This is a genomic window from Henriciella marina (genome assembly GCF_027213945.1).
In the GTDB taxonomy this organism is placed as follows: Bacteria; Pseudomonadota; Alphaproteobacteria; order Caulobacterales; family Hyphomonadaceae; genus Henriciella; species Henriciella marina_A.
In genome coordinates, this window is record NZ_JAPWGW010000001.1 from 213,484 (window position 1) to 233,974 (window position 20,491).

The 20,491-nt window shown below is 57.8% G+C and carries 17 protein-coding genes and 1 tRNA gene; 13 read left to right on the top strand and 5 right to left on the bottom strand.

Going from position 1 to position 20,491, the window contains the following annotated elements; translation table 11 throughout:
- Positions 1 to 69 precede the first annotated feature (69 nt).
- From hisC to O4G74_RS01055, 3 genes are all read left to right on the top strand, one after another.
- Positions 70 to 1,146 (top strand): histidinol-phosphate transaminase, encoded by a 1,077-nt coding sequence (gene hisC / locus O4G74_RS01045; RefSeq protein ID WP_269400820.1) that lies wholly within the window; start codon positions 70 to 72, stop codon positions 1,144 to 1,146.
- A gap of 3 nt (positions 1,147 to 1,149) precedes the next feature.
- On the top strand, positions 1,150 to 2,088 hold the full coding sequence (locus tag O4G74_RS01050; protein WP_269400821.1) for a prephenate/arogenate dehydrogenase family protein: 939 nt from the start codon (positions 1,150 to 1,152) through the stop codon (positions 2,086 to 2,088).
- Positions 2,089 to 2,182: 94 nt separating this feature from the next.
- On the top strand, positions 2,183 to 2,665 hold the full coding sequence (locus O4G74_RS01055) for a CC0125/CC1285 family lipoprotein (RefSeq protein WP_269400822.1): 483 nt from the start codon (positions 2,183 to 2,185) through the stop codon (positions 2,663 to 2,665).
- A gap of 15 nt (positions 2,666 to 2,680) precedes the next feature.
- Here O4G74_RS01055 and O4G74_RS01060 read toward each other — a convergent pair whose 3' ends face one another.
- The gene (locus O4G74_RS01060) at positions 2,681 to 3,397 is read right to left on the bottom strand and encodes an SDR family NAD(P)-dependent oxidoreductase (protein WP_269400823.1); all 717 of its coding nucleotides are present in this window, start codon (positions 3,395 to 3,397) and stop codon (positions 2,681 to 2,683) included.
- A 342-nt stretch (positions 3,398 to 3,739) separates the two neighbouring features.
- Positions 3,740 to 3,827: transfer RNA gene (locus O4G74_RS01065), tRNA-Leu, on the bottom strand.
- Between the two features lie 244 nt (positions 3,828 to 4,071).
- Between O4G74_RS01065 and O4G74_RS01070 the strand changes: the two genes are divergently transcribed.
- The 7 genes from O4G74_RS01070 to O4G74_RS01100 all read left to right on the top strand — a co-directional run bounded on the left by O4G74_RS01070 (position 4,072) and on the right by O4G74_RS01100 (position 15,457).
- On the top strand, positions 4,072 to 6,087 hold the full coding sequence (locus tag O4G74_RS01070) for a type I restriction-modification system subunit M (RefSeq protein WP_269400824.1): 2,016 nt from the start codon (positions 4,072 to 4,074) through the stop codon (positions 6,085 to 6,087).
- Complete coding sequence (locus O4G74_RS01075) at positions 6,084 to 7,400, top strand: restriction endonuclease subunit S (protein WP_269400825.1); 1,317 nt, start codon at positions 6,084 to 6,086, stop codon at positions 7,398 to 7,400. The genes O4G74_RS01070 and O4G74_RS01075 overlap by 4 nt, the downstream gene beginning before the upstream one ends.
- The gene (locus tag O4G74_RS01080; protein ID WP_269400826.1) at positions 7,400 to 7,747 is read left to right on the top strand and encodes a hypothetical protein; all 348 of its coding nucleotides are present in this window, start codon (positions 7,400 to 7,402) and stop codon (positions 7,745 to 7,747) included. Before O4G74_RS01075 ends, O4G74_RS01080 begins: the two co-directional genes overlap by 1 nt.
- 27 nt (positions 7,748 to 7,774) lie before the next feature.
- A complete protein-coding gene (locus tag O4G74_RS01085; RefSeq protein ID WP_269400827.1) occupies positions 7,775 to 9,145 on the top strand; it encodes an HNH endonuclease in 1,371 nt (456 codons plus the stop codon).
- A gap of 40 nt (positions 9,146 to 9,185) precedes the next feature.
- Positions 9,186 to 12,152 carry a type I restriction endonuclease subunit R gene (locus O4G74_RS01090; protein WP_269400828.1) on the top strand — a complete coding sequence of 989 codons (2,967 nt, stop codon included), beginning with the start codon at positions 9,186 to 9,188 and terminating at the stop codon, positions 12,150 to 12,152.
- A 2,066-nt stretch (positions 12,153 to 14,218) separates the two neighbouring features.
- Entirely contained in the window at positions 14,219 to 14,818 is a 600-nt protein-coding gene (locus tag O4G74_RS01095) for an exopolysaccharide biosynthesis protein (protein WP_269400829.1), read from the top strand.
- A 102-nt stretch (positions 14,819 to 14,920) separates the two neighbouring features.
- A complete protein-coding gene (locus O4G74_RS01100; RefSeq protein WP_269400830.1) occupies positions 14,921 to 15,457 on the top strand; it encodes a disulfide bond formation protein B in 537 nt (178 codons plus the stop codon).
- On the opposite strand, the gene O4G74_RS01105 is transcribed toward O4G74_RS01100, so the two are convergent.
- Positions 15,454 to 15,912 (bottom strand): DUF3429 domain-containing protein, encoded by a 459-nt coding sequence (locus tag O4G74_RS01105; RefSeq protein ID WP_269400831.1) that lies wholly within the window; start codon positions 15,910 to 15,912, stop codon positions 15,454 to 15,456. The genes O4G74_RS01100 and O4G74_RS01105 overlap by 4 nt on opposite strands.
- Positions 15,913 to 16,047: 135 nt before the next feature.
- On the opposite strand from O4G74_RS01105, the gene O4G74_RS01110 reads away from it, so the two are divergent.
- From O4G74_RS01110 to lpdA, 3 genes are all read left to right on the top strand, one after another.
- Entirely contained in the window at positions 16,048 to 16,689 is a 642-nt protein-coding gene (locus tag O4G74_RS01110; RefSeq protein WP_269400832.1) for a hypothetical protein, read from the top strand.
- A 92-nt stretch (positions 16,690 to 16,781) separates the two neighbouring features.
- The gene (locus tag O4G74_RS01115) at positions 16,782 to 17,147 is read left to right on the top strand and encodes a hypothetical protein (RefSeq protein ID WP_269400833.1); all 366 of its coding nucleotides are present in this window, start codon (positions 16,782 to 16,784) and stop codon (positions 17,145 to 17,147) included.
- Positions 17,148 to 17,236: 89 nt separating this feature from the next.
- Complete coding sequence (lpdA, locus tag O4G74_RS01120) at positions 17,237 to 18,640, top strand: dihydrolipoyl dehydrogenase (protein WP_269400834.1); 1,404 nt, start codon at positions 17,237 to 17,239, stop codon at positions 18,638 to 18,640.
- A 21-nt stretch (positions 18,641 to 18,661) separates the two neighbouring features.
- Here lpdA and O4G74_RS01125 read toward each other — a convergent pair whose 3' ends face one another.
- Both O4G74_RS01125 and rpsP read right to left on the bottom strand, forming a co-directional pair.
- The gene (locus tag O4G74_RS01125; protein WP_269400835.1) at positions 18,662 to 19,591 is read right to left on the bottom strand and encodes a hypothetical protein; all 930 of its coding nucleotides are present in this window, start codon (positions 19,589 to 19,591) and stop codon (positions 18,662 to 18,664) included.
- 234 nt (positions 19,592 to 19,825) lie between these two features.
- The gene (gene rpsP / locus O4G74_RS16410; RefSeq protein WP_419715344.1) at positions 19,826 to 20,317 is read right to left on the bottom strand and encodes a 30S ribosomal protein S16; all 492 of its coding nucleotides are present in this window, start codon (positions 20,315 to 20,317) and stop codon (positions 19,826 to 19,828) included.
- Positions 20,318 to 20,491: the final 174 nt, after the last annotated feature.

Below are 20,491 nucleotides of genomic sequence, written 5' to 3' on the forward strand. Positions count from 1 at the left end.
CACAGGCTCTCACTTGATTTTCGGCCCATCCTTGGCCACGAGGTTCAGCTTGAAACAGGGAGCTCTCTCATGACCGGGCCAAAGCCACTTTCGAACATTCTAGCGATTACGCCTTACAAGGGCGGCCAGAAGCTCGACCATGGCTGGAAATTGTCCTCAAACGAGAATCCGCTTGGCTGCAGTGACAAGGCTGTCGAGGCCCTCACCAAGGCGGCGCAGCACCTAGAGCTCTATCCGGACGGCTCAGCCTTCGCGCTCCGTCAGGCCATCGGTGCGAAATTCGATATCAACCCGGACTGCATTGTTTGCGGTGCAGGCTCCGATGAGATCTTCCAGCTCCTCGGCCGCGCCTATCTCCAGCCGGGGGATGAAGTCCTGCAATCTGCCCACGGCTTCTTGGTCTACAGCCTCGTGGCACAACAAGCCGGCGCCAAGCTTGTCAGCGCGCCTGAGAAGGACCTGCGCACGGATGTCGATGCCATGCTCGAGCGCGTGACGGACAAAACGAAGATCGTCTTCCTTGCAAACCCGAACAATCCAACCGGCAGCTATATCCCCTATAGCGAAGTCAAACGCCTGCAGGCCGGCTTGCGCGAAGACATCCTTCTGGTCCTCGACGGCGCCTATGCCGAATACGTCCAGCAGGACGATTATGATGACGGCATGGATATGGCGCGCGACTATTCGAACGTGCTGGTCACGCGCACCTTCTCCAAGATACATGGCTTGGCCGGCCTTCGCCTTGGCTGGGCCTATGGCCCGGAAAGCATCATTGATGCCGTCCACCGCGTACGTGGGCCATTCAATGTGACCTCGGTCGCGCAGGCCGCCTGTCTCGCCGCGCTCAATGATGACGCCTTCGTGGCGAAGTCGGTTGAGCACAATAACAGCGAACTGGACCGGCTGAAGCCGGCTCTCGAAGAGATGGGCTTCAAGGTTTTCCCGAGCGTTGCAAACTTCCTCCTGATCGATTTCGGCAGCGAGATGCGCGCTGAGGAAGCCGATATCTTCCTGCGCTCAAAAGGCATCGTCATTCGCGACATGAGAGCCTACGGCCTGCCGCACTGCATGCGTCTGTCTATTGGTACCAAGGAAGCCAATGATGACGTGCTCGCCGCCTTTAACGACCTCGCGAAGGGCAGTTAGGCGATGATCAAACCCGTTTTTGACCGGATTGCCATTATCGGGGCCGGGCTGATCGGGTCTTCGATCGCTCTCGCTGCCCGCGAAAATGGCGCGGCTGGCAAGATTGCGATCTACGATGCTGACGAAGACGTGCGTCGCCGCGCAGGACAGCTTGGTCTGGGTGAGGTCTGCGAAACGGCAGCCATTGCGTGCGCTGACGCGGACTGCGTCATTCTTTGCGTTCCGGTTGGCGCAATCGAGGCCGCCTGCGAGGGGCTTGCCTCGTCGATGAAGCCGGGCGCCATCTTGAGTGATGTTGGTTCCGTAAAGGAAAAGGCGCTCGCGGCCATGCAGGCGCATTGCCCTGAAGGCGTGCACCTCATTCCCGGCCACCCGATCGCAGGCACTGAAAAGTCAGGCCCGGAAGCCGGTTTCTCGACGCTCTTCCGGGATGCCTGGTACATCCTGACGCCCCTGCCCCAGCAGGAAGAAGCCTACAACTCCGCGCTCGACCGTCTGGCGGCCTTCTGGGAAATGCTCGGCTCAAAGGTAGAGATCATGGAGGCAGGCCGCCATGACCGCGTCCTCGCCATTACGTCTCACCTGCCCCACCTGATTGCCTACAATATCGTCTCGACCGCCTATGACATGGAAAGCGTCGGCGAAGGCGACGTGGTGAAATATTCAGCCGGCGGCTTCCGCGATTTCACGCGGATCGCTGCGTCCGACCCGACCATGTGGCGCGACGTCTTCCTGAACAATCGCGAGGCCGTGCTAGAAACGCTGGGCCGCTTCAGCGAAGATCTCGCCGCCCTGCAGCGCGCTATCCGATGGGGTGATGGCGAAACACTGATGAAGGAATTCGAGCGCGCGCGCGGCATCCGCAAGGCCATCATCGATGCTGGGCAAGACACATCCGACGTCAATTTCGGTCGGAACGTTTCGGGCAAGCCGAAGAACTGAAGGCGCAGTACGCATCGGGGAACTTTCCGGCTCCGGGGCGTTCATTCTGTCAGGGGGCCACGCTAGACTGGCCCCGTGAAAGGCAGGACCTCACATGAAAAAGACCTATCTTGCAGCCGGTATCGCTGCGTTCTTTCTCGGTGCGTGCACCACGGCGCAGCCTTATGGGCCAGCCACATCAGCCAGCGCTCAAGGCTTCACCGTCCAGCCGATTGAGTCGGACCGTTACCGCGTCAGTTACACGGCCCTATCGCCTCAAGACGCGCGCAGCTATGTGCTGCGCCGCGCAGCCGAAGTGACGCTGGAGAACAATGCCGACTGGTTCCGCATTGTCGGCGGCTATATCGATACTGACGAGAGTAGTCGCTCACGCTCATCACTTTCCATTGGCGGCAGTAGTTCATCTGGCCGCTATGGCTCCGGCGTCGGTGTGGGTGTTGGGATCGGCGTACCGCTCGGTGGCTCAAGCGCCAGAACAACCGAAAGCATTGAGATACTTGTCGGCCGAGGGCCGCGCCCGGATACGCCGCAGGCCTATGATGCGCGCTCCGTTCTGGAGAATACGCCAATCCAATAGTGATTGACGGCCCTTTTAGGGCTCGATGGTCTCTCCCTGCCAGTCAAGAACCTTTCCGGTATCGGAGGGGGTAAGCTTCTCGATCACATCGAGCAAGTAATCTGCAGACTGTTGCGGGGTGAACAGTTTTTCGTCGGGCACATTTCCCTGAAACGGCTTTGAAAGTCCGGTGTCCACCGTGCCCGGGTGAAGGCCGACGCAAATGCTTTCCTCTGACTTGCGAGTCCACTCAATGGCGAAGTTGCGGATCAGCATGTTGAGCGCAGCTTTCGAGGCGCGGTACGCATGCCAGCCGCCAAAGCCATTGTCGCCAATAGACCCGACCCGCGCCGACAACGCCGCAAAGACAGCCCGCTCGCCGCGCGGCATCAAGGGCAGGAAGTGCTTTGCAACAAGACCCGGACCAAACGTGTTGAGGCGAAAGACGCGTTCATACGCGTCCATCGACTGATGGCGCCAGCTCTTCTCCGGCTGCAGCGTCTCACCATCAGAGAGGATGCCTGCCGCGATGATACAAAGCTCGACCGGCCCATCCTCTTTCACACGCGTAGCGGCCGCTTCGATACTCTCTTCATTCACAATATCGATCTTGCCAGGCGTCACGCCTTTCGGCCACTCACCGCCGCCAGAACGTGACAAGGCGTGGATATTGTTAAACCCGCCACGCGCATGCAGCTCTTCAACCAGCGCGCGGCCGATACCGCCGGTGGCTCCAATGATGACAGCTGACATGTGCGGCTCCCTTCTGACTTGGATGAGAGCTAGGCCATGCAGCGCGTGAGGAAATGGGAACTGAGGTCGCAGCCTCTGACGCCGTGTTGGGGCTGGCCTCGCAGCCAGGAGCCCGGCTCATGTGAGGCGCGCAGCGCCGATACGGAGCCAATCAGACAAGCCCCTGCCGGGGCATTCATTTCGTATACAAGTCAGCCGGATCGGCGGCTACCGCCGCATTCTTCGCCTTAAATCGATCCACTGGATCGATTGATCGCTGACGCGACCGGCTGCGACTGGTGCCCCGGGCCGGACTTGAACCGGCACTCTGTTGCCAGAAACGGATTTTGAAGGCGTTCTTAATGGTGCAGCCGGAGAGACTCGAACTCTCACTTTCTCAACGAAAACAGGATTTTGAGTCCCGCGTGTCTACCAATTCCACCACGGCTGCGTGTCACAACGGTGGGCTATATGACACGAGGTTTGGCACGTGTCACGCGACGGCTTCATCACAACCACAACTGGTTCGCTTATAGAAACGTTAACGCTAAAGCTGGTCCCGAAGACAGCCCTCGGAAGTACTTTGGACCGCCATGCAGGGCATTCTTGCTGATGCAATCAAGGCACCCTTGTATCGCTCACCAGACTGCGGCATCCACTTGAACCTGTAATTGCTTCGGGAGGGCAAGCTAATCATGCAAGCGTCTGAGAACGTCAAATCACTTTCGTCCTTCGCCTGGTCGATCGCAGAGATACTCAGGGGCGACTTCAAGCAATCCGAGTATGGCAACGTCATCCTGCCCTTCATCGTGCTGCGGCGTCTCGACTGTATCCTGGAAGCTTCCAAAGCTAATGTCCTGGAAGCGAGCGATGCGCTGCCGGATGGCGTGGATGACCTCACCCGTGACATGATGCTCTTCGATGCCGTGGGCGATGGTATCAAGGTCTACAACCTCTCGGCGCTGACACTCGACAAGATGCGCAACCAGGAGCCGGGACAGCTCTACGACAACCTGATCAAGTATATCACGAGCTTCTCATCCAACGTCCGGGACATCTTCATCGAGAAGTTTCTCTTCATCGATCATCTCAAACGCCTTCGCGACGGCAAGATCCTCTGGCCTGTCTTTGAGCGTTTCGTTCAGATCGATCTTCACAAGAGCGAAGTCAGCAATGTCGAGATGGGCTATCTCTTCGAGGAGCTGATCCGGCGCTTCTCGGAAATCTCCAATGAGACGGCTGGGGAGCACTTCACGCCGCGCGAAGTCATTCGCCTGATCGTCGATCTACTGGTGGCTCACGACGCTGACAGCCTGGTTGGGCGCGGCATCATCCGGCAAGTCTATGACCCAGCGGCGGGGACAGGTGGCATGCTGGCGCTGGCCGAGGAAGCGCTCGCCAATCTCAACAGCGACATACGCGTCGAACTCTTCGGACAGGAACTGAACCCGCAGTCTTTCGCGGTTTGTCGGTCTGACATGCTCGTGACAGGCCACGACCCCGAGCAGATCGCTTTTGGCAACACGCTCACCGAAGACGCCCATAAGGGCAAACGCTTTCACTACATGCTCAGCAATCCGCCCTATGGCGTGGACTGGAAGAAGTACAAGGATCCGATCGTCGAAGAAGCAGGCGAGCTTGGCGTCGATGGACGTTTCGGCGCTGGACTGCCCCGTGTATCAGACGGACAGCTTCTCTTCCTGCAGCATATGATCTCGAAGATGCGCCATGACAGTGCAGGCTCTCGCATCGGTATCGTCATGAATGGCTCACCGCTATTTACCGGCGGTGCCGGGTCGGGTGAAAGCGAGATCCGCCGGTGGATGCTGGAGAATGACTGGGTTGAGGCAATCATCGCGCTGCCGACAGACCTCTTCTACAATACAGGCATCCAGACCTATGTGTGGATCCTCACTAATCGCAAGGAACCAGCGCGCCGGGGCAAGGCCCAGCTGATCGACGCGAGCGGTGAGCGCTTCTGGTCCTCCATGCGCAAGTCCCTCGGCTCAAAGCGCCGGGAGATCCCTGAGGCCGCGCGCAACGAGATCTTGCAGATCTATGCAGACTTTGAGCATGCGGACCCGAACGTCTCGAAGGTCTTCGCAACGACCGAGTTTGGCTATCGAGAAGTGCGCGTTGAGCGCCCCCTGCGCCTTCGCTTCGAAGTGACAGAGGAGCGCCTTGAAACGCTGAAAGAAGAAAAAGCCTTCGCAAAGCTGAATGGCGCTGATCAGGAGGCGATCTTGGTGGCGCTCGGGAAGTGGCCCGCTGGCAAGTCCTGGATGGACCGTGAGCGGTTTCTCGACGATCTGGACACTCTCGCCAAAGCGGAGAAACTTTCCCTCAAAGCGCCGATCAAGAAAGCCATCGGGTCAGCCCTAGGTGAGCAGGATGAAAGCGCTGAAATTTGCATGGACGCCAAAGGCCAGCCGGAAGCTGATACGTCACTTAGAGATCACGAGTTGGTGCCGCCAGGCGAGCGCTGGCAGGACTACATCGCCCGCGAAGTAACACCCTTCGTTGCGGATGCCTGGGTTGATGAAGGCTATACGGACGCGCAGGACGGTGAAGTCGGGAGGGTCGGCTATGAGATCAGCTTTAATCGCTACTTTTACAAGTACGTGCCACCTCGTCCCCTTACTGAGATCGATACGGAGTTGAAAGCGCTGGAGGCCGAGATTGCGGGGCTGCTACAAGAGGTGGTGGATTGACCGACATCATGACACTCGCCAGTCGGCCAGACTGGAAACTCTATCGCCTTGGACAACTCTTCCGCGAACGAAAGGAAAAAGGCAGCGACAAGGACTTCCCGCCTCTTTCCGTCACAATGGGCGGCATCGTTCCACAACTCGAAACTGCCGCAAAGACTGACGACGGCGACAACAGAAAGCTGGTTCGCGTCGGAGACTATGTAATCAACAGCCGGTCTGACCGAAAAGGGTCGGGTGGCATCTCGGATCATGAAGGCTCAGTCTCGCTGATCAGTATCGTGCTTGAACCCCGCAACATTGATCCACGCTTTGCCCATCATCTTCTCCGCTCTCGGGCTTTCCAAGAAGAGTTCTACCGTTGGGGCCATGGCATTGTGGCTGATCTCTGGACGACCCGTTATGGCGACATGAAGAACATCCGCTTGCGTGTCCCCGACCTCGACACCCAACGCCAGATTGCCGACTTTCTGGACCGTGAGACCGCAAGAATAGACCTGCTGATTGAGAAGAAGCGGCGTTTTCTAGAAGTTCTAGCTCAGAAATGGGCGGCAACCGTGACGTTCAAGCTTGCGAATGGTTTGAACCCTGGTGCGCCAAAGATCCACTCAGGCGTTTCATGGATCGGAGAAATACCCAAGCACTGGCGCGTTACCAAACTGGGTCACATCGGACGAAGCGCGAACGGCATCAATATTGGTGGAGACGCCTTCGGTAGCGGTTTTCCTTTCGTCAGTTACGGCGATGTGTATCGGAACCCAGAACTTCCTCTGAATGTGGCGGGACTTGTCCAATCATCCGCCGAAGATAGAGCGCGCTACACCCTGAAAGCAGGTGACGTTCTGTTCACTCGAACCTCGGAGACCATTGACGAAATCGGTTTCTCTAGCGTGTGCACTGAAGACATTCCTGAAGCTGTGTTCGCGGGCTTCTTGATCCGCTTCAGACCGATAAAAAGCAAGTTGCTGCCCTCCTTTTCGAAGTTCCTATTCAGAAACGAACAACTGCGCGCGTTCTTCTCCAAAGAGATGATGATCGTGACACGTGCCTCGCTAAGTCAGGGACTGTTACAGCGAATGCCTGTGGTGCTGCCGCCCATCGAAGAGCAAGAAGAAATCGCGCAGCACCTTCAGAAAGCAGAAGATACGTTCTTGGCTGTGTCGGAGCATACGAACACCTCCATCAACTGCCTCAAAGAATACCGCTCTGCTCTGATCACCGCCGCTGTTACGGGTCAGATCGACGTTCAAACCTACGCCAGATCCGGCATGGCCGACTGCCGCCTCGAGACCATCCAAGAGGAGACGGAAGCATAATGGCGCGTAGACTCAAAACTGATAACGAGATCGATGCTTTCATCGAAAAAGTCACCACTGAGGCCAACCACCACGCTCTCAATGTGAATAGGGTTATCCAGCCGCTTTCCGAAGAGGTCAGGGAGCGGCTGGACCTCAAGAGTGATAAGGTTGAAGTCTACGAACGCGAGGGTCGGATCGCGCGCACTTGTTGGGTCGTCATTGATGGTTCGCGTTATGTGTTCTCGTACAATTACAACAATGAGCAAATCGATTTGCGGGAACGCAGCCTTCGAGGTCAGGTCCTTTCCAGCTTTGAAAACAGCACCAGTCGCCAGACCATTCGCAAGGCGGTCGCTGGACTATGACCTATATTATCGCGGGCAGAACGTCCCATGTCTGACATCAACCGGCTTGTCACATTCGTCTATGATTGGATGAGATCGAACGGCTGCGTGGAGATCCCGTCGAAGAGCGCCAATAGCAATCGAGTACGTTTAGACGCATGGCGGCACGTAACCTCGCAGCGTCCCATCGGCCTTGAACAGCAGAAGACTATGGTGAACTTCTGGCTTCGGAGGTCCGACGTTCCCGGCTCTCTGCCTGAGGGAGTGAAGTTCACCCCAAAGAGCTGGGATGGGGAAAAGTGGTCTGACCCAGAAGGAAACCCAGATGTTAGAGGAGCGGGCGCAAACAGCAATTTACTGCACTTCGATGGCTTTGAAGGCTATGATCTCGTTCGGCTCGGCGTTCGCGAAATTGAGGAAGCGCAGACTATTCTGGACGCTGTCTTTGACACTTCCAGCTCGGTGCCATCGAGAAAGAAAGCGTTTCTTCTCAAAGTGAATGGCCGACTTCACTGTCCAGGCAATATCTGCCATCCCGCCTCCGCCACTGAGTGGGAAGGCGGCGAGGTTCTCCTCCATGATGAGACGCCAAGAGAGCTTACCGGTGAAGGCCTCCAAGAAGGGTCTGAAATCGCACCAGGTGACAGCCTTTGGATATGGACGCATGAATATGATGAACTCGTACCAGGGCGTGGATTGATTGCGACGGCTGAAGTTGGAGCTGTCGGAAGGCGAGCAGCCGAGCAAACAGTCACTCTTAACAACGTGCAGCTCTTGCCCAGACCAGCAGGCTTCAAGGACGGTTTCCTGGAGACCACCGGGTCAGCGCTGATTGAATACCTGCGGTCCAGTCGTCATCGCCGTGTCTATCAGATGTCTGAGCAGGACGTTACGGCAATCAGAAACCGTCTGGACGCGTGGGATGGCGAGCAATCAAGACGCACTGAGGCAGCCACCAAGCATTTATCAGACTGGGACGGCCTTATCTCCCAAACGAAAGGTGATGTTCTCTCAGAGCTAGCCGAGCGGGCAGTAAGCACGCGCAAACCGCGACCCCACCAGCACGCCTTTCGAACGGCGCTTCTCGCTGCGTATGAAGGCCGCTGCTGTGTCACAGGCTTAGCCATAAGCGAAGCATTGGAAGCGGCTCACATTCTGCCTCATACGGGAGACGCGCGATTTGACGTTGTCGAGAATGGCTTGCTGCTGCGGCGCGATCTGCACACGCTTTTCGATGCTTTCCTTTGGAGCATCAACCCGGAGACATCCAAAGTTGTGCTTGCGAAACCTCTTATCAACTCTCCTTATAGAGAGTTCGAGGGGAAGGTTGCGGGGAAGCTGGCCGCCAAACAGACGCTGCGCTTTCACTATATGCAGTTCAAGAAGCGTGCGGCTGAGCGAGACCAGGAGACGGCCTGAGGGGCTAACTTCTCCGCATGGAGATCAGGGGCAATTGTAGATGTCAGCAGCGCTTAGCCACAGAGACCTCCACAAGGAGAAAGTCGTTCAACAGCACCTCGTGGAGCGCTTGATTGCCTCACAAGGCTACGGACGGCGTTCGCCGGACGACCATGACCGAGGGCTCTCGCTCGACAAAGAGCTCGTTCTCGAGTTTCTGACGGCCACTCAGGCCGATGAGTGGGCGAAGCTGGTTGATCATTATGCTGGCCAGGCCGAACAGACGCTCTTCGATCAATTGGCCCGCGCACTGAAGGATAGAGGCACGCTGGAAGTGCTGCGGCATGGCATCAAGCTCGTGCCCGGCATCAAGTTTAGCCTTTGCTTCTTCGAGCCGGCGTCCGCCCTGAACCCTGAACTCGTGGAGCGCTACCAGGCGAACATCCTCTCGGTGATCGAGGAGGTCGAGTATAGCCAGAAGAACGGCAACAGGATCGACGTTGTCCTCTATGTAAACGGCCTGCCGGTCGCCACGCTGGAGCTTAAGAATAAGCTTACAGGCACGACGCACAAGCACGCCGAGAAACAGTATCGTCAGGACCGTTCGCCCAACGGCGAGCCTCTGCTGACCTTCAAGCGGGGCGCTCTGGTTCACTTTGCGGTGGACCAAGAGTACGTCACGATGACGACGCGCCTGCGCAACGGGAAGACGTTTTTCCTGCCGTTCAATCGAGGCAAGAATGGCGCTGGCAATCGCGACATCGAAGGCGAATTTCCGATCGCGTATCTCTACGCCGACCAACCAGAAGGCAAAGCTGTCTTTGGCCGGGACGTCCTGTTGGCGATCATCGGGCGCTTCATTCATCTCAACGAACTCGGCGTGATGATCTTTCCGCGCTTCCAGCAGCTAGACGCCGTCCTCAAACTCATAGCGCACGCGAAGGCGAACGGCGCAGGCCACAACTACCTGATCCAGCACTCGGCAGGGTCGGGTAAGTCTAATACGATTGGCTGGACTGCGCATCAGGCGGTCAACCTGCACACCGAGAATGATGAGCCTGTCTTTCACACGGCGATCATTGTGACCGATCGCCTGGTGCTGGACCGCCAGCTTCAACGCACTGTCTCGGATCTGGAACAGACGCCGGGCGTCGTCCGAAAGATCGATGGGACGTCAAAGCAGCTTCGCGAAGCGATTGAACGCGGAGCGAGGATCATCATCACGACGATCCAGAAGTTCTCCACAGAGCACCTTCAAGTCGTCTCAGGACAGCATGACCGCCGCTTCGCCGTGATCGTGGACGAGGCCCACGGCTCGCAGTCAGGGCGCTCTGCGCAAGCGCTCGCAGACGCTCTCAGTCGCCGCGACGAAACAGATAGCACCAATGGGTCGCTTGAGGATGTGATCTTGGACTACCAGAAGAGCCGGGGGCCGCAGCCCAACATCTCCTACTTCGCATTCACTGCAACGCCGCGAAACGTGACACTGGAGCGTTTCGGGGTTACGGGGCCTGACGGTACGCCTCAGCCGTTCCACCTCTACTCCATGCGCCAGGCGATCGAGGAGAAATTCATTCTCGATGTGCTCCAGAACTACATGACCTACAAAGCCTACTACGCGCTTGAGAAGGCGGTGGAGGAGGAGCCTGAGTTCAAAACGAACAAGGCTCAACGCAAAGTCGCTCGCTTCGCGCAACTTCACCCAACCGCAATCGCGCAGAAGGTCGAGGTTATCGTTGAGCACTTCCGCCGCCATGTGATGCAGGAGATGAACGGCCAGGCGAAGGCCATGGTCGTGACCAGCAGCCGGGAAGCTGCCTTGCGGTATCACCGGGCCATCTCCGACTATGTGGAGAGCCAAGGCTATCCTATGGGCGTCCTCGTGGCGTTCTCTGGAGAGCTGGAATGGAACGGCACCACATTCACAGAAGCCGAGATCAATGGTTTCGCGGAGACTGAGCTGCCCCGCCAGTTTGATGATGCGGGGTATCACGTCCTTGTCGTTGCCGAGAAATATCAGACAGGTTTCGACCAGCCCAAACTCTGCGCGATGTATGTCGACCGAAAGCTTGCAAACCTGCAGGCCGTACAAACGCTTTCACGACTGAACAGGACGGCTCCAAACAAAGAGCAAACCTTCATTCTGGACTTCCAGAACTCGATTGAAGACATCCAGGCCGCCTTTAGCCCCTTCTTTGAGACAACCAGTCTGGAAGCGAACTCCGATCCCAATCAGATCTATGAGTTACAAGAGCGTCTGAAGGGCTTCGGCATTCTCGACGCTTCCGAGATTGAACGCTTTTCACAGCTATACTTTGCCAGACGGCTGACATCGCAAGACCGGATCGAGATCGAACGCCTGCTGACGAACGCCGTGGACCGCTTCAAGGCGGAGGAAGAGGACGCGCGCAAAGAAGAATTCCGTCAGCTTTTAAAGAGCTATCAGCGCTTCTACGCCTTCCTCGCCCAGGTCGTCTCCCTAAGCGACTCTGATCTTGAGAAGCTCTATAGCTACGCCGCCTGGCTTTCGCGGATGTTGCCAAGCCGCGAGGAGCCTGAGGACATTGAAGTCACCGATGACATGCTGTCGCTTCAGGCGTTCAAGGTAGAGGAAAGCGCTTTCGGATCAGCGTCGCTTCTGCCAGGCGATCAGCAAAAGCTCCAGCCGATCAGCGAGTTCGCCGCCAAACCCTTCACAGACCCCGAAGCGAAGTCGCTAACGGAGATTATACAAGCCTTCAATCACAAGCATGGGACCCAATTCACGGAGACTGACTTCCTAAAGTTTGAGGCTGTGAAGAATGAAGTGCTGGATGAGGACATGCTCGCTACGCTGAAGAACAATCCTCCAGACGTCTCAGAGCGCGCATTCAACCAGGCTTTCTTCAGAGGAGCCATACGCGCTTTCCAGAGGGAGAAGGAGATGCAGAACATCATCCTGACAGATGCTGAGGCTAGAGAGCGGGTGTTCGCCCTTATGTTTGCTCGGGCGCTTCGCGAAGCAAGAGAAGGCAAGTCTGCTGCCTAGTTAGCCGAGATGGTCAAAAAGGCAGAGGGTCGAGTTAGAAAAGCGTTCTGCCTGCTCATGGCCACGCCGAAGTCGGTGCAAGGTGGACAACAAGCAAGCGAAGTGCAGTCTCAATCCACCGCAATTAGATTGAATGGCCAATGGTGACGGGCAACAACCTTCAATACGTGACGCGAGCGGTGACACAGTAGGCCTATCGCCACGTTTCTCATAGGCTATTACCCCACCCTACGGGGGAAATGGCCGGTCCCTCGGTTATGGTAAAAGCCTTCAGATTTTTGCGTCATTTTTGCCAAAGGCACTGAGTGGGAACCTCTCAACGGACAACATGCGGCACGTTGTTCGCCGATAGAGCGAACCAATAGACGTCCAAGAAAGACTGCCGCACGGTCTTGCCTTAAGTAGGTCTATTAGAAGGAGGTATATTCATCGGTGATGATACCTCACCCAAGGCGGTCCCCAGTGGGAGACTTAAGGAAGGGTAGAGAAGCATGGAGGGACCTACCGTATACGCCGCCCCTGCATGGGGTTACTTAAAGTTACCTATAGTGGGCTAACCGGGGGCCTCTCCAGATACGTAGGGTCTTAAATTAGACCTTCATTGTGAAGCCATCCTTCCTACGTCTCTTACGGACACTTCCGGGGCTTCTCTGGGCCTTGTCGATCTGGTTGGCGAAGTTGGCCTTAAGCTCCTTCTCCCGCAACTTGTCACTGTGCTAGGCAGCCTTGGCAGCATCCTGCGCCATTGAGTTACTCCATGGCTCACAGAGGCTGCTACAGCGTCGAGATGGTCATCATGGGCGGAAGGGCCCCTTCCATAGCGTAACGCGCGTCAGTTGGAAGATGAGGCAGTACTGTGTGGATCTCAATTGAGCAACGAATTGGACATTGGAGTAGCGACGGCCGAAGCAGGGGACTGTGTCACTCAGAGAGCACCTCGAGATGAGCCAATAGGCGCGTAGAAAGAGCTTGCCCCTTTTGGGTCAGGCTGACCCTGACAACACGGAGATCGTGAGCGTCAGGGGTCCGCTTGAATAGGCCTAAAGCCTTACGCGATCCGGCAGGCCTCTTGGTGCCCGGCTTGGAGCCTCCTAGGCGCCGGTCGGACAAGGACAGGACGATCCGAGACATCTGAGGTCGCCCAATCCCCGTGTTGTCGGCAATCTCCGACACGGTTGCGCTTGGGTTGTTGCCCTCCTGCGCCTCCTTTCGAGCAACGTAAAGAAAAACTGCGAAGTAGCTAGCAGGAAAATCTGGCTCAAAAACTCGAAGTTCGTTGTTCACTCGCTCCAAAGTGCGAAGCGCCTCAAACTTCTTACCAGTATCTACAGTCATACAAATCCCTAAAGTTCAAATCGCTGCGGACCATCCGCAGCCGAATATGTTACTTAGGACTAGTTGCGACATTGCATTATTGTCAACCGCGCTTCATGTTCGCTCGACTATCGCTCTGGTTTTCCCCGACAGTGCAGATCAGCCTGTATTTGAAAGTTGAACAGCCTCGCCGTTTAGAAGATCGGCGTCCGCATTCACACGACCGCCGAAGTTTCCGGCTTAGAAGCTCTCGCGGCTTCTTGCGGACGTTCCCGTACTCCATAAGCAGGTCGGCCAGCGATAGGATGCTGCTCGCCATCAGAGCCTTGCCTCCGGGGGTCGCTGCGGCGTAGCCACGCTCCTTCTCGCGGAGGAGCTTCTGCTGGGCGCGGCCACCCCTCTCGTCGATCTTGCTCGGCTCGTGGTTAAGCTCCTCATCCGTGATGGACGCAATGGCGAGCTAAGGGTCAGGTCTGTGTCACTTAAAAATGTCAAATCGTACCATTGATGCGTGAATGATGCGACCTTGCAGGCATCCATGAGGAACGAATAGCCTGGCCACATGGGCCGAGCGGAGGTTTTACATAAAACTGATTACGAGGTCGCAGTTATGCAGACACGCCTTTTGAATCCGTCGCGTCTACCAATTCCACCACCGGGGCCGGGCTGGATTGCGTGGATCGCTCTGCCTCAAGCTCTTCGCGGCGTCAATCATCTCGACCAGTGCAGAAAAGCGCGCTAACAGCCGCGCTATGACGCACGAGCTTTCCCCCCGGACTTTCCTGCAATCCATCGAGTCGATGGCCCAAGAGGCGCCGGAAGACGGATTTTCGCTTCGTGAGATCTTTGACCGGCTGCATGAGCGCGCCTTCGGAGCGGCGCTCTTCATCCTCGCCCTGCCCTGCTGCATTCCGTTTCTCTATGGCGTGCCACAGATCGTGTCGCTGCCCATGATGGTACTGGCCGCGCAGATGGCGATGGGTCGGCGCGAACCCTGGCTGCCGGAGAAATTCGCGAGCCGGAAGATCGACAAGAAGGGCCTGACACGTACGGCAAATGGCGGTCGAAAATGGTTTGGCTGGCTGGAAAAGATCGCTCGTCCGCGCCTGACTTTCCTGATGGCCCCGGTTGGAGAGCGGGTCATCGGATTCTTTCTGGTTTTCTTCTGCGCATCCATCCTCGTGCCGCTGCCGTCGACCAATACGGTGCCCGGCATTGGCGTTGCCATCGTCGCTTTCGGCCTGATGGCGCGTGATGGCATTCTCGTCATTCTGGGCTCGATCATTGGCACGGCATGGATCGCGACACTCATTGCGTTGGTCGCACTGGGCGTCAGAACGGTCAGCGGCTAGAACCCGCGCAACTGCATCTGCGCGCGATGTCGCATTGCGGGCGCTTGCACAGGGCTCCATTCTGGATTTCGCACAAGACCCCTCTGGCGAACGGCACAGACTATGGACGCGGCTCTTTCCCCACTCCTTCGCACCTGGCGCTGGCCGGTCATCGCACTTGTGATCTCTCTCACAATGCTGGCCACAGCGCACGCATTCGAACGCCTTGCTTTCCTGCTGCCATGCCAGCTCTGTCTGCGACAGCGCGAGGTTTACTGGGCAGCGGCGGCCATGGCGGTGACGGGGGTCATCCTCTGGAATATCCGCAACAATCGCCGCTTCCTCGTTGCTTTCAACGTCATGCTCGGCCTGGTCTTCACCACTGGGGCCGTTGTTGCCGCCTATCATGCTGGTGTCGAGTGGAGCTGGTGGCCAGCCCCATCCGGCTGCACAGGCGAGGCGGTCGATGTCATGGCGCTTTCGCTTGATGGCTTGAATGATCGGACCGCCATTGCCTCATGTACCGACGCGCCGTGGCGGATGCTTGGCCTCTCCATGGCCGGATGGAATGCCCTGGTCTCGCTCGGCCTTGCCGCGACAAGTTTTGTCGCCGCCGGTCTGGCTTTCCCCCGCGCCTATGGCGAGCTGGAGCCTGCCTAGAACAGGAAGCGCTGGACGCCCCAGGCCGCCACAAGCGACGCGATGACAACAAGACTGACGACCAGCCGCAACGGCTTGAAGCTGGACGGCACCTCACTTGAGCGCAGATCCCAGATCAACTGCAGCGCGAACAGCCCCGCATAGGCGAGAAACCAGACAGGCCCCGGTGCCAGGATGATCGCTGGCGGAAGGATCGCCCAGCCCGCAAGGGATGGACAGACAGACAGCCCGAATGAGCCGGGCTTCGGGTCACGGCCTGCAAGCGCAAGCCCCCATCTGATACCGCCAAGGAAGGACAGGATGACTGCGCTATAGGTCTGCAGCCAGAGCGCTGCGGTCGAATTGGTCGGCGCATCTAGAAGCGCCATGGCGACTGCCAGACCTATAAACGGGATCGCGCCCGTGGCTGTCAGCAGGAAGACGGTCTTGTGCGGAAAGCGTGTCTGTTCAGTCATGCCCGGCAATATGAGACATCGCACGAGCATGACGAGGTGTGCGCCGAAAATTGTGAAGAGAAGCTTTCGAACCTGTCGCCAATTCGAACGCCAAATTCATGCAGCATCAATCGCGTGTGGGTTATTCAGAACGCCATGTCACGCCGCCTCATTTCCTTTCTGATCGCGCTCGTAGCGATCTTTTTTGCCTTTGCCTGTCTGACGGCAATCAGGTGGCCCAGCATCATGATGGTGCTGGTTATGTTCTTTCATCCTGACCCATCGCTGGGGCTGGAAAGCGTGAACTGGCGAGAGCTCGGTTTTGTCTATGGCGCGCCCTATTTCCTGGGGTCGCTCTGCTTCTATGCATCGGCGGCTTCGCTGGCGCGCCGTCAGGGTAGCCTTCTGTGGTATGGAATGGGCTGCGCGGCGGTTTCGCCGAGCCTGCTGATGCTGCATTTCTCCGGCCCATGGTGGATGGACCCAAGTGGCCCGCAAGGCATTCTGGCGGGCGGCGCGGCCATTCTCCTGATGCTCGGTGCTGCCGTATTCCTGCTGGATGGCGAGCGTCCCGAGGGCCCGCGCATCGTCGCCGCCGAGGGCGAAAACGGCCAGCAAGGCGTGCACCTTTCCCGTGAACAGTTCAAGCAGCTCATGGCGCAGCGAAACGCCTCACAGCAATCTGAACCCATCGCTCCGGTTCGCCGCCGAGGCCCTGTCCCAGCGGCAATTGCCCGACAGCGCGCCCAGTTCGCAGCCGACGGTCGCCGCATGCTCGCCCGTCAGGGACGCCTCTAGTCTTCCACCCAAATGGTCGGCAACCGCCCTTGGCGCTGGCCCGCCCGCCCGCTATGTGGCAGGCAGGATGGCAGGCTTCGGGGAGGAAGATCATGCTGGTCAGACGGATTGCCGGTTTCGCGGGTGCGGCTGTTTCAGCCTGGATGCTCTGGGAAACCATCACCCCCATCATGCGCCAGATCTCGCTTGGCAGTGATCTCGCAACCGAGCTGCTCAATCCGCCTGTTTCCCTGCTGCGTATCCTGTCGACCGCCCTGCTGATCATCGGCGGCCTGCTCGCGCTGGGCGCGGTGCGCGGCGCCGTCTGGGTGTTTTCAGCTGGCGCCCTCGTCTTTGCCCTTATGACAGGCGCAATGATTGGACTTGGCGCCGACTATACCGTCTGGGCAGATGAGGCCATTCTTGCCCCATTCCTGCTCGTCATCTGCGGCGTCCTGCTTTTCTGCCCGCGCAGGTGAGCCTTGCGCTGAGGGCGCATTGATTTCGCCCCATCAGTGCTTAGGTTCGCGGGCAGGCAAACCTTGTTCAGACTTACAGGCAAATTCCCATGTCAGACACTTACGACGTAGTGATTATCGGCGGTGGCCCAGGCGGCTACAATTGCGCGATCCGTTGCGGCCAGCTCGGCCTGAAGACCGCCATTATCGACAAGCGCGGCGTGCTTGGCGGGACCTGCCTGAATGTCGGCTGTATCCCGTCCAAGGCGCTTCTGCATGGCTCCGAACTCTTCGCCGCTGCAAAGAATGACTTTGCCGGCCTTGGCATCAAGATGTCCGGCCTGGAGCTCGATCTTGACCAGATGATGAGCCAGAAGACCGACGCTGTGAATGGCCTGACCCAGGGCGTCGAATTCCTGATGAAGAAGAACAAGGTCGACTACGTCAAAGGCTTTGGCCGCATCAAGGAAACGGGCGTCGTCGAAGTCGATGGCGAAGATGGCGAGCAGAAGACGCTGAACACGAAGAACATCGTGATCGCGACCGGCTCTGTGCCATCGTCCCTGCCGAACATCGAGATCGATGAAGAGCGCGTCGTGACCAATGAAGGCGCGATTGCGCTGAAAGAAGTGCCGGAAAAACTGATCGTGATCGGCGCAGGCATCATCGGGCTGGAGCTTGGCTCTGTCTGGTCGCGCCTTGGGGCGAGCGTCACCGTCGTTGAATATCTCGACCGCATCATGCCGGGCGCCGACGATGAGATCGCCAAGGAAGCCCAGCGCGTTTTCAAGAAGCAAGGCCTTGAGTTCCGCCTCGGCCAGAAGGTCACCGGCGTTGAGCGCGTCGACGACCAGGTGAAACTCTTCATGGAACCGGCCGCGGGCGGCGAGCAAGAAACCCTCGAAGCCAATGCGATCATCGTCGCTGTCGGTCGTCGTCCCTACACGGAAGGCCTCGGCCTCGAAGCTGTGGGCGGCAAGACCGACAAACGCGGCATTATCGAAACGACCGACCACTTCAAGGTCTCTGACGGTGTCTGGGCGATAGGAGATTGCATCCACGGGCCGATGCTGGCCCACAAGGCCGAAGATGACGGCGCGGCCGTCGCGGAGCTCATCGCTGGCAAGGCAGGTCATGTCGATTACGACCTCGTCCCAAGCGTCGTCTACACCAATCCGGAGATCGCCTGGGTCGGCAAGACCGAAGCCCAGCTCAAGGAAGCAGGCATTGAGTACAAGAAGGGCAAATTCCCCTTCCAGGCCAATTCACGCGCCCGCACCAATCATGAGACGACCGGCTTCGTGAAAATCCTCGCCGATGCGAAGACCGACCGCATTCTCGGCGCGCACATGATGGGCGTCGGCGTTGGTGAGATGATCCACGAGATTTGCATCGCCATGGAGTTTGGCGCCGCGTCCGAAGACGTCGCCCGCACCTGCCACGCCCACCCGACCATGTCCGAAGCCGTCCGTCAGGCCGCCATGGGCGTTGAAGGCTGGACGATGCAGATGTAGCGCGAACCGGGGTTTGACCGCTTAGATAGCGTACTCGCCAGAGTCGAAGGTTATCCCGCTCTTGTTCAGAGTAAAACAGTGCGGGAAAACCGAAGGCGCGTCCGTGTCGATGGGGTCGATCTTTTTCAACACGCGCGCCAGTGCGACCTTCGCGGGCCATGAGAGGCTTGGCCGTGGCTCGAGTGTCGCCTGATATCCGAAACGCTTGCGCAACCAGGCGTTGGCAAAAATGGTATTGGCTCGGGCGATCCCAACCGGCGTCATGTATTCAAACGAGAGGGAGACGTTCATATCGTCGCCATTTTCGACGCGATGTGGTGCATTCTGCTCCCAGCTCACCATCTGACCCGGCTCTAGGTCGACGACCGAAGCTCCGGCATCAAACTCTGCTGCGTACGGAATCTCTTCTTCGGTCTCGTGCGTGACGACGCCTTCAAGATCTACGGCGCGCACATACTTTTCCGTTCGAGGATAGACGTAGATGCGCTTGTGTCCGCGCACGTGGAAGAGCATCACCTGGGCCACATCCAGATGGTAAAATACCCGCGCGTTCGGCGAAGAGATGATCAGGCCAAGGTCGGGTTTGATCGGATGGAAACCGCGCATGGCCGTCTTCATTTCTGACAGGATGGACTGGCTCAATTGACCAATCTCTCCATCCTTCGAATTGGCAGCCCTGAGATTCAGCCAGACGCGCCCTTCCTTGACCATGGAGAGTAGCTCGCCTGCCGGGAGATCTCCAAGTCGCCCACGGCGCCACGTATCTGGCGTATCGCCCATCGCGTAGACGCCAATATCCTCTCGAGGATAACGGGTCAGCAGGGCTTCCAGACCGGCGTCCGAAAATAGCTGCAGCTTGTGGGCATTGTGTTGGTGAACCGTCGTTGCGCGGCCGAACCTGGCACCATTCTCACCGGCAAACGCACCTTCGCAGAAGACCTGTGCAGCCATATTTTCCCCCGTCAAATTTTCTCATGCGACCACGCAGCTGTCGCTGACCAATCCGATGGCACAGCGCCTGCCAAGGCGTCTGCGCCCTCGATCCTTACCACTCCGTCTCAAAGGTCCGGTTAAGACTTGTCGGCAAATTCAATGCTTTGGGATGGCGAGTAACCACTGACTTGGACCGCCAAAAAAAAGGCCGGGCATCTCTGCCCGGCCTGAATAACTCGCTGGTCTGGAAGACTAGCTGGTTGTCTCTTCTTCAGAAGCTTCTTCGGCCGGTGCGTCTTCAGCTTCGGCTTCTGCAGGGGCTTCTTCTTCAGCAGGTGCGTTCTTGGCTTCTTCAGCCGCGCGCTTTGCTTCTTCTTCAGCTTCCTTGCGGGCAGCTTCTTTCTCGGCCTTTTCTTCAAGGCGCTCTTTTGCCTTGGTGCCTGGCTCGCCCTTGTTCGGGTTGTTGCCGTGCTTCCACTCGACGATCGGCTTACCGTCGACTTCGATCTGGCTCAGGAAGCGAGCGACGCGCTCGGTCGGCTGTGCGCCCTTGCGGATCCACTCAGCGGCTTTCTCACCGTCGATGTTGACGCGTTCTTCCGAATCTTTCGGAAGACGTGGGTTGTAGGTGCCCAGCTTCTCGATGTAGCGGCCGTCACGTGGGGCGCGTGCGTCAGCGACAACGACCCGGTAGAATGGGCGCTTTTTGGAACCGCCGCGCGAAAGGCGAATTTTCAGAGCCATGGTGTATCTCCTTAAGTATCTTATGGCGTCTTCTGGATAGTGCTCGCGACTATTTGCTGGCCTTGGCCAGCAGCCGCTGCGCCTGCGCCTTGCTCGTGAGAGGCAAAATACGGGCGTGTCTCTTTTCCGCCAGTCCCTACGAAGGCAGGGACCCATGGTGCAACATCACATGCA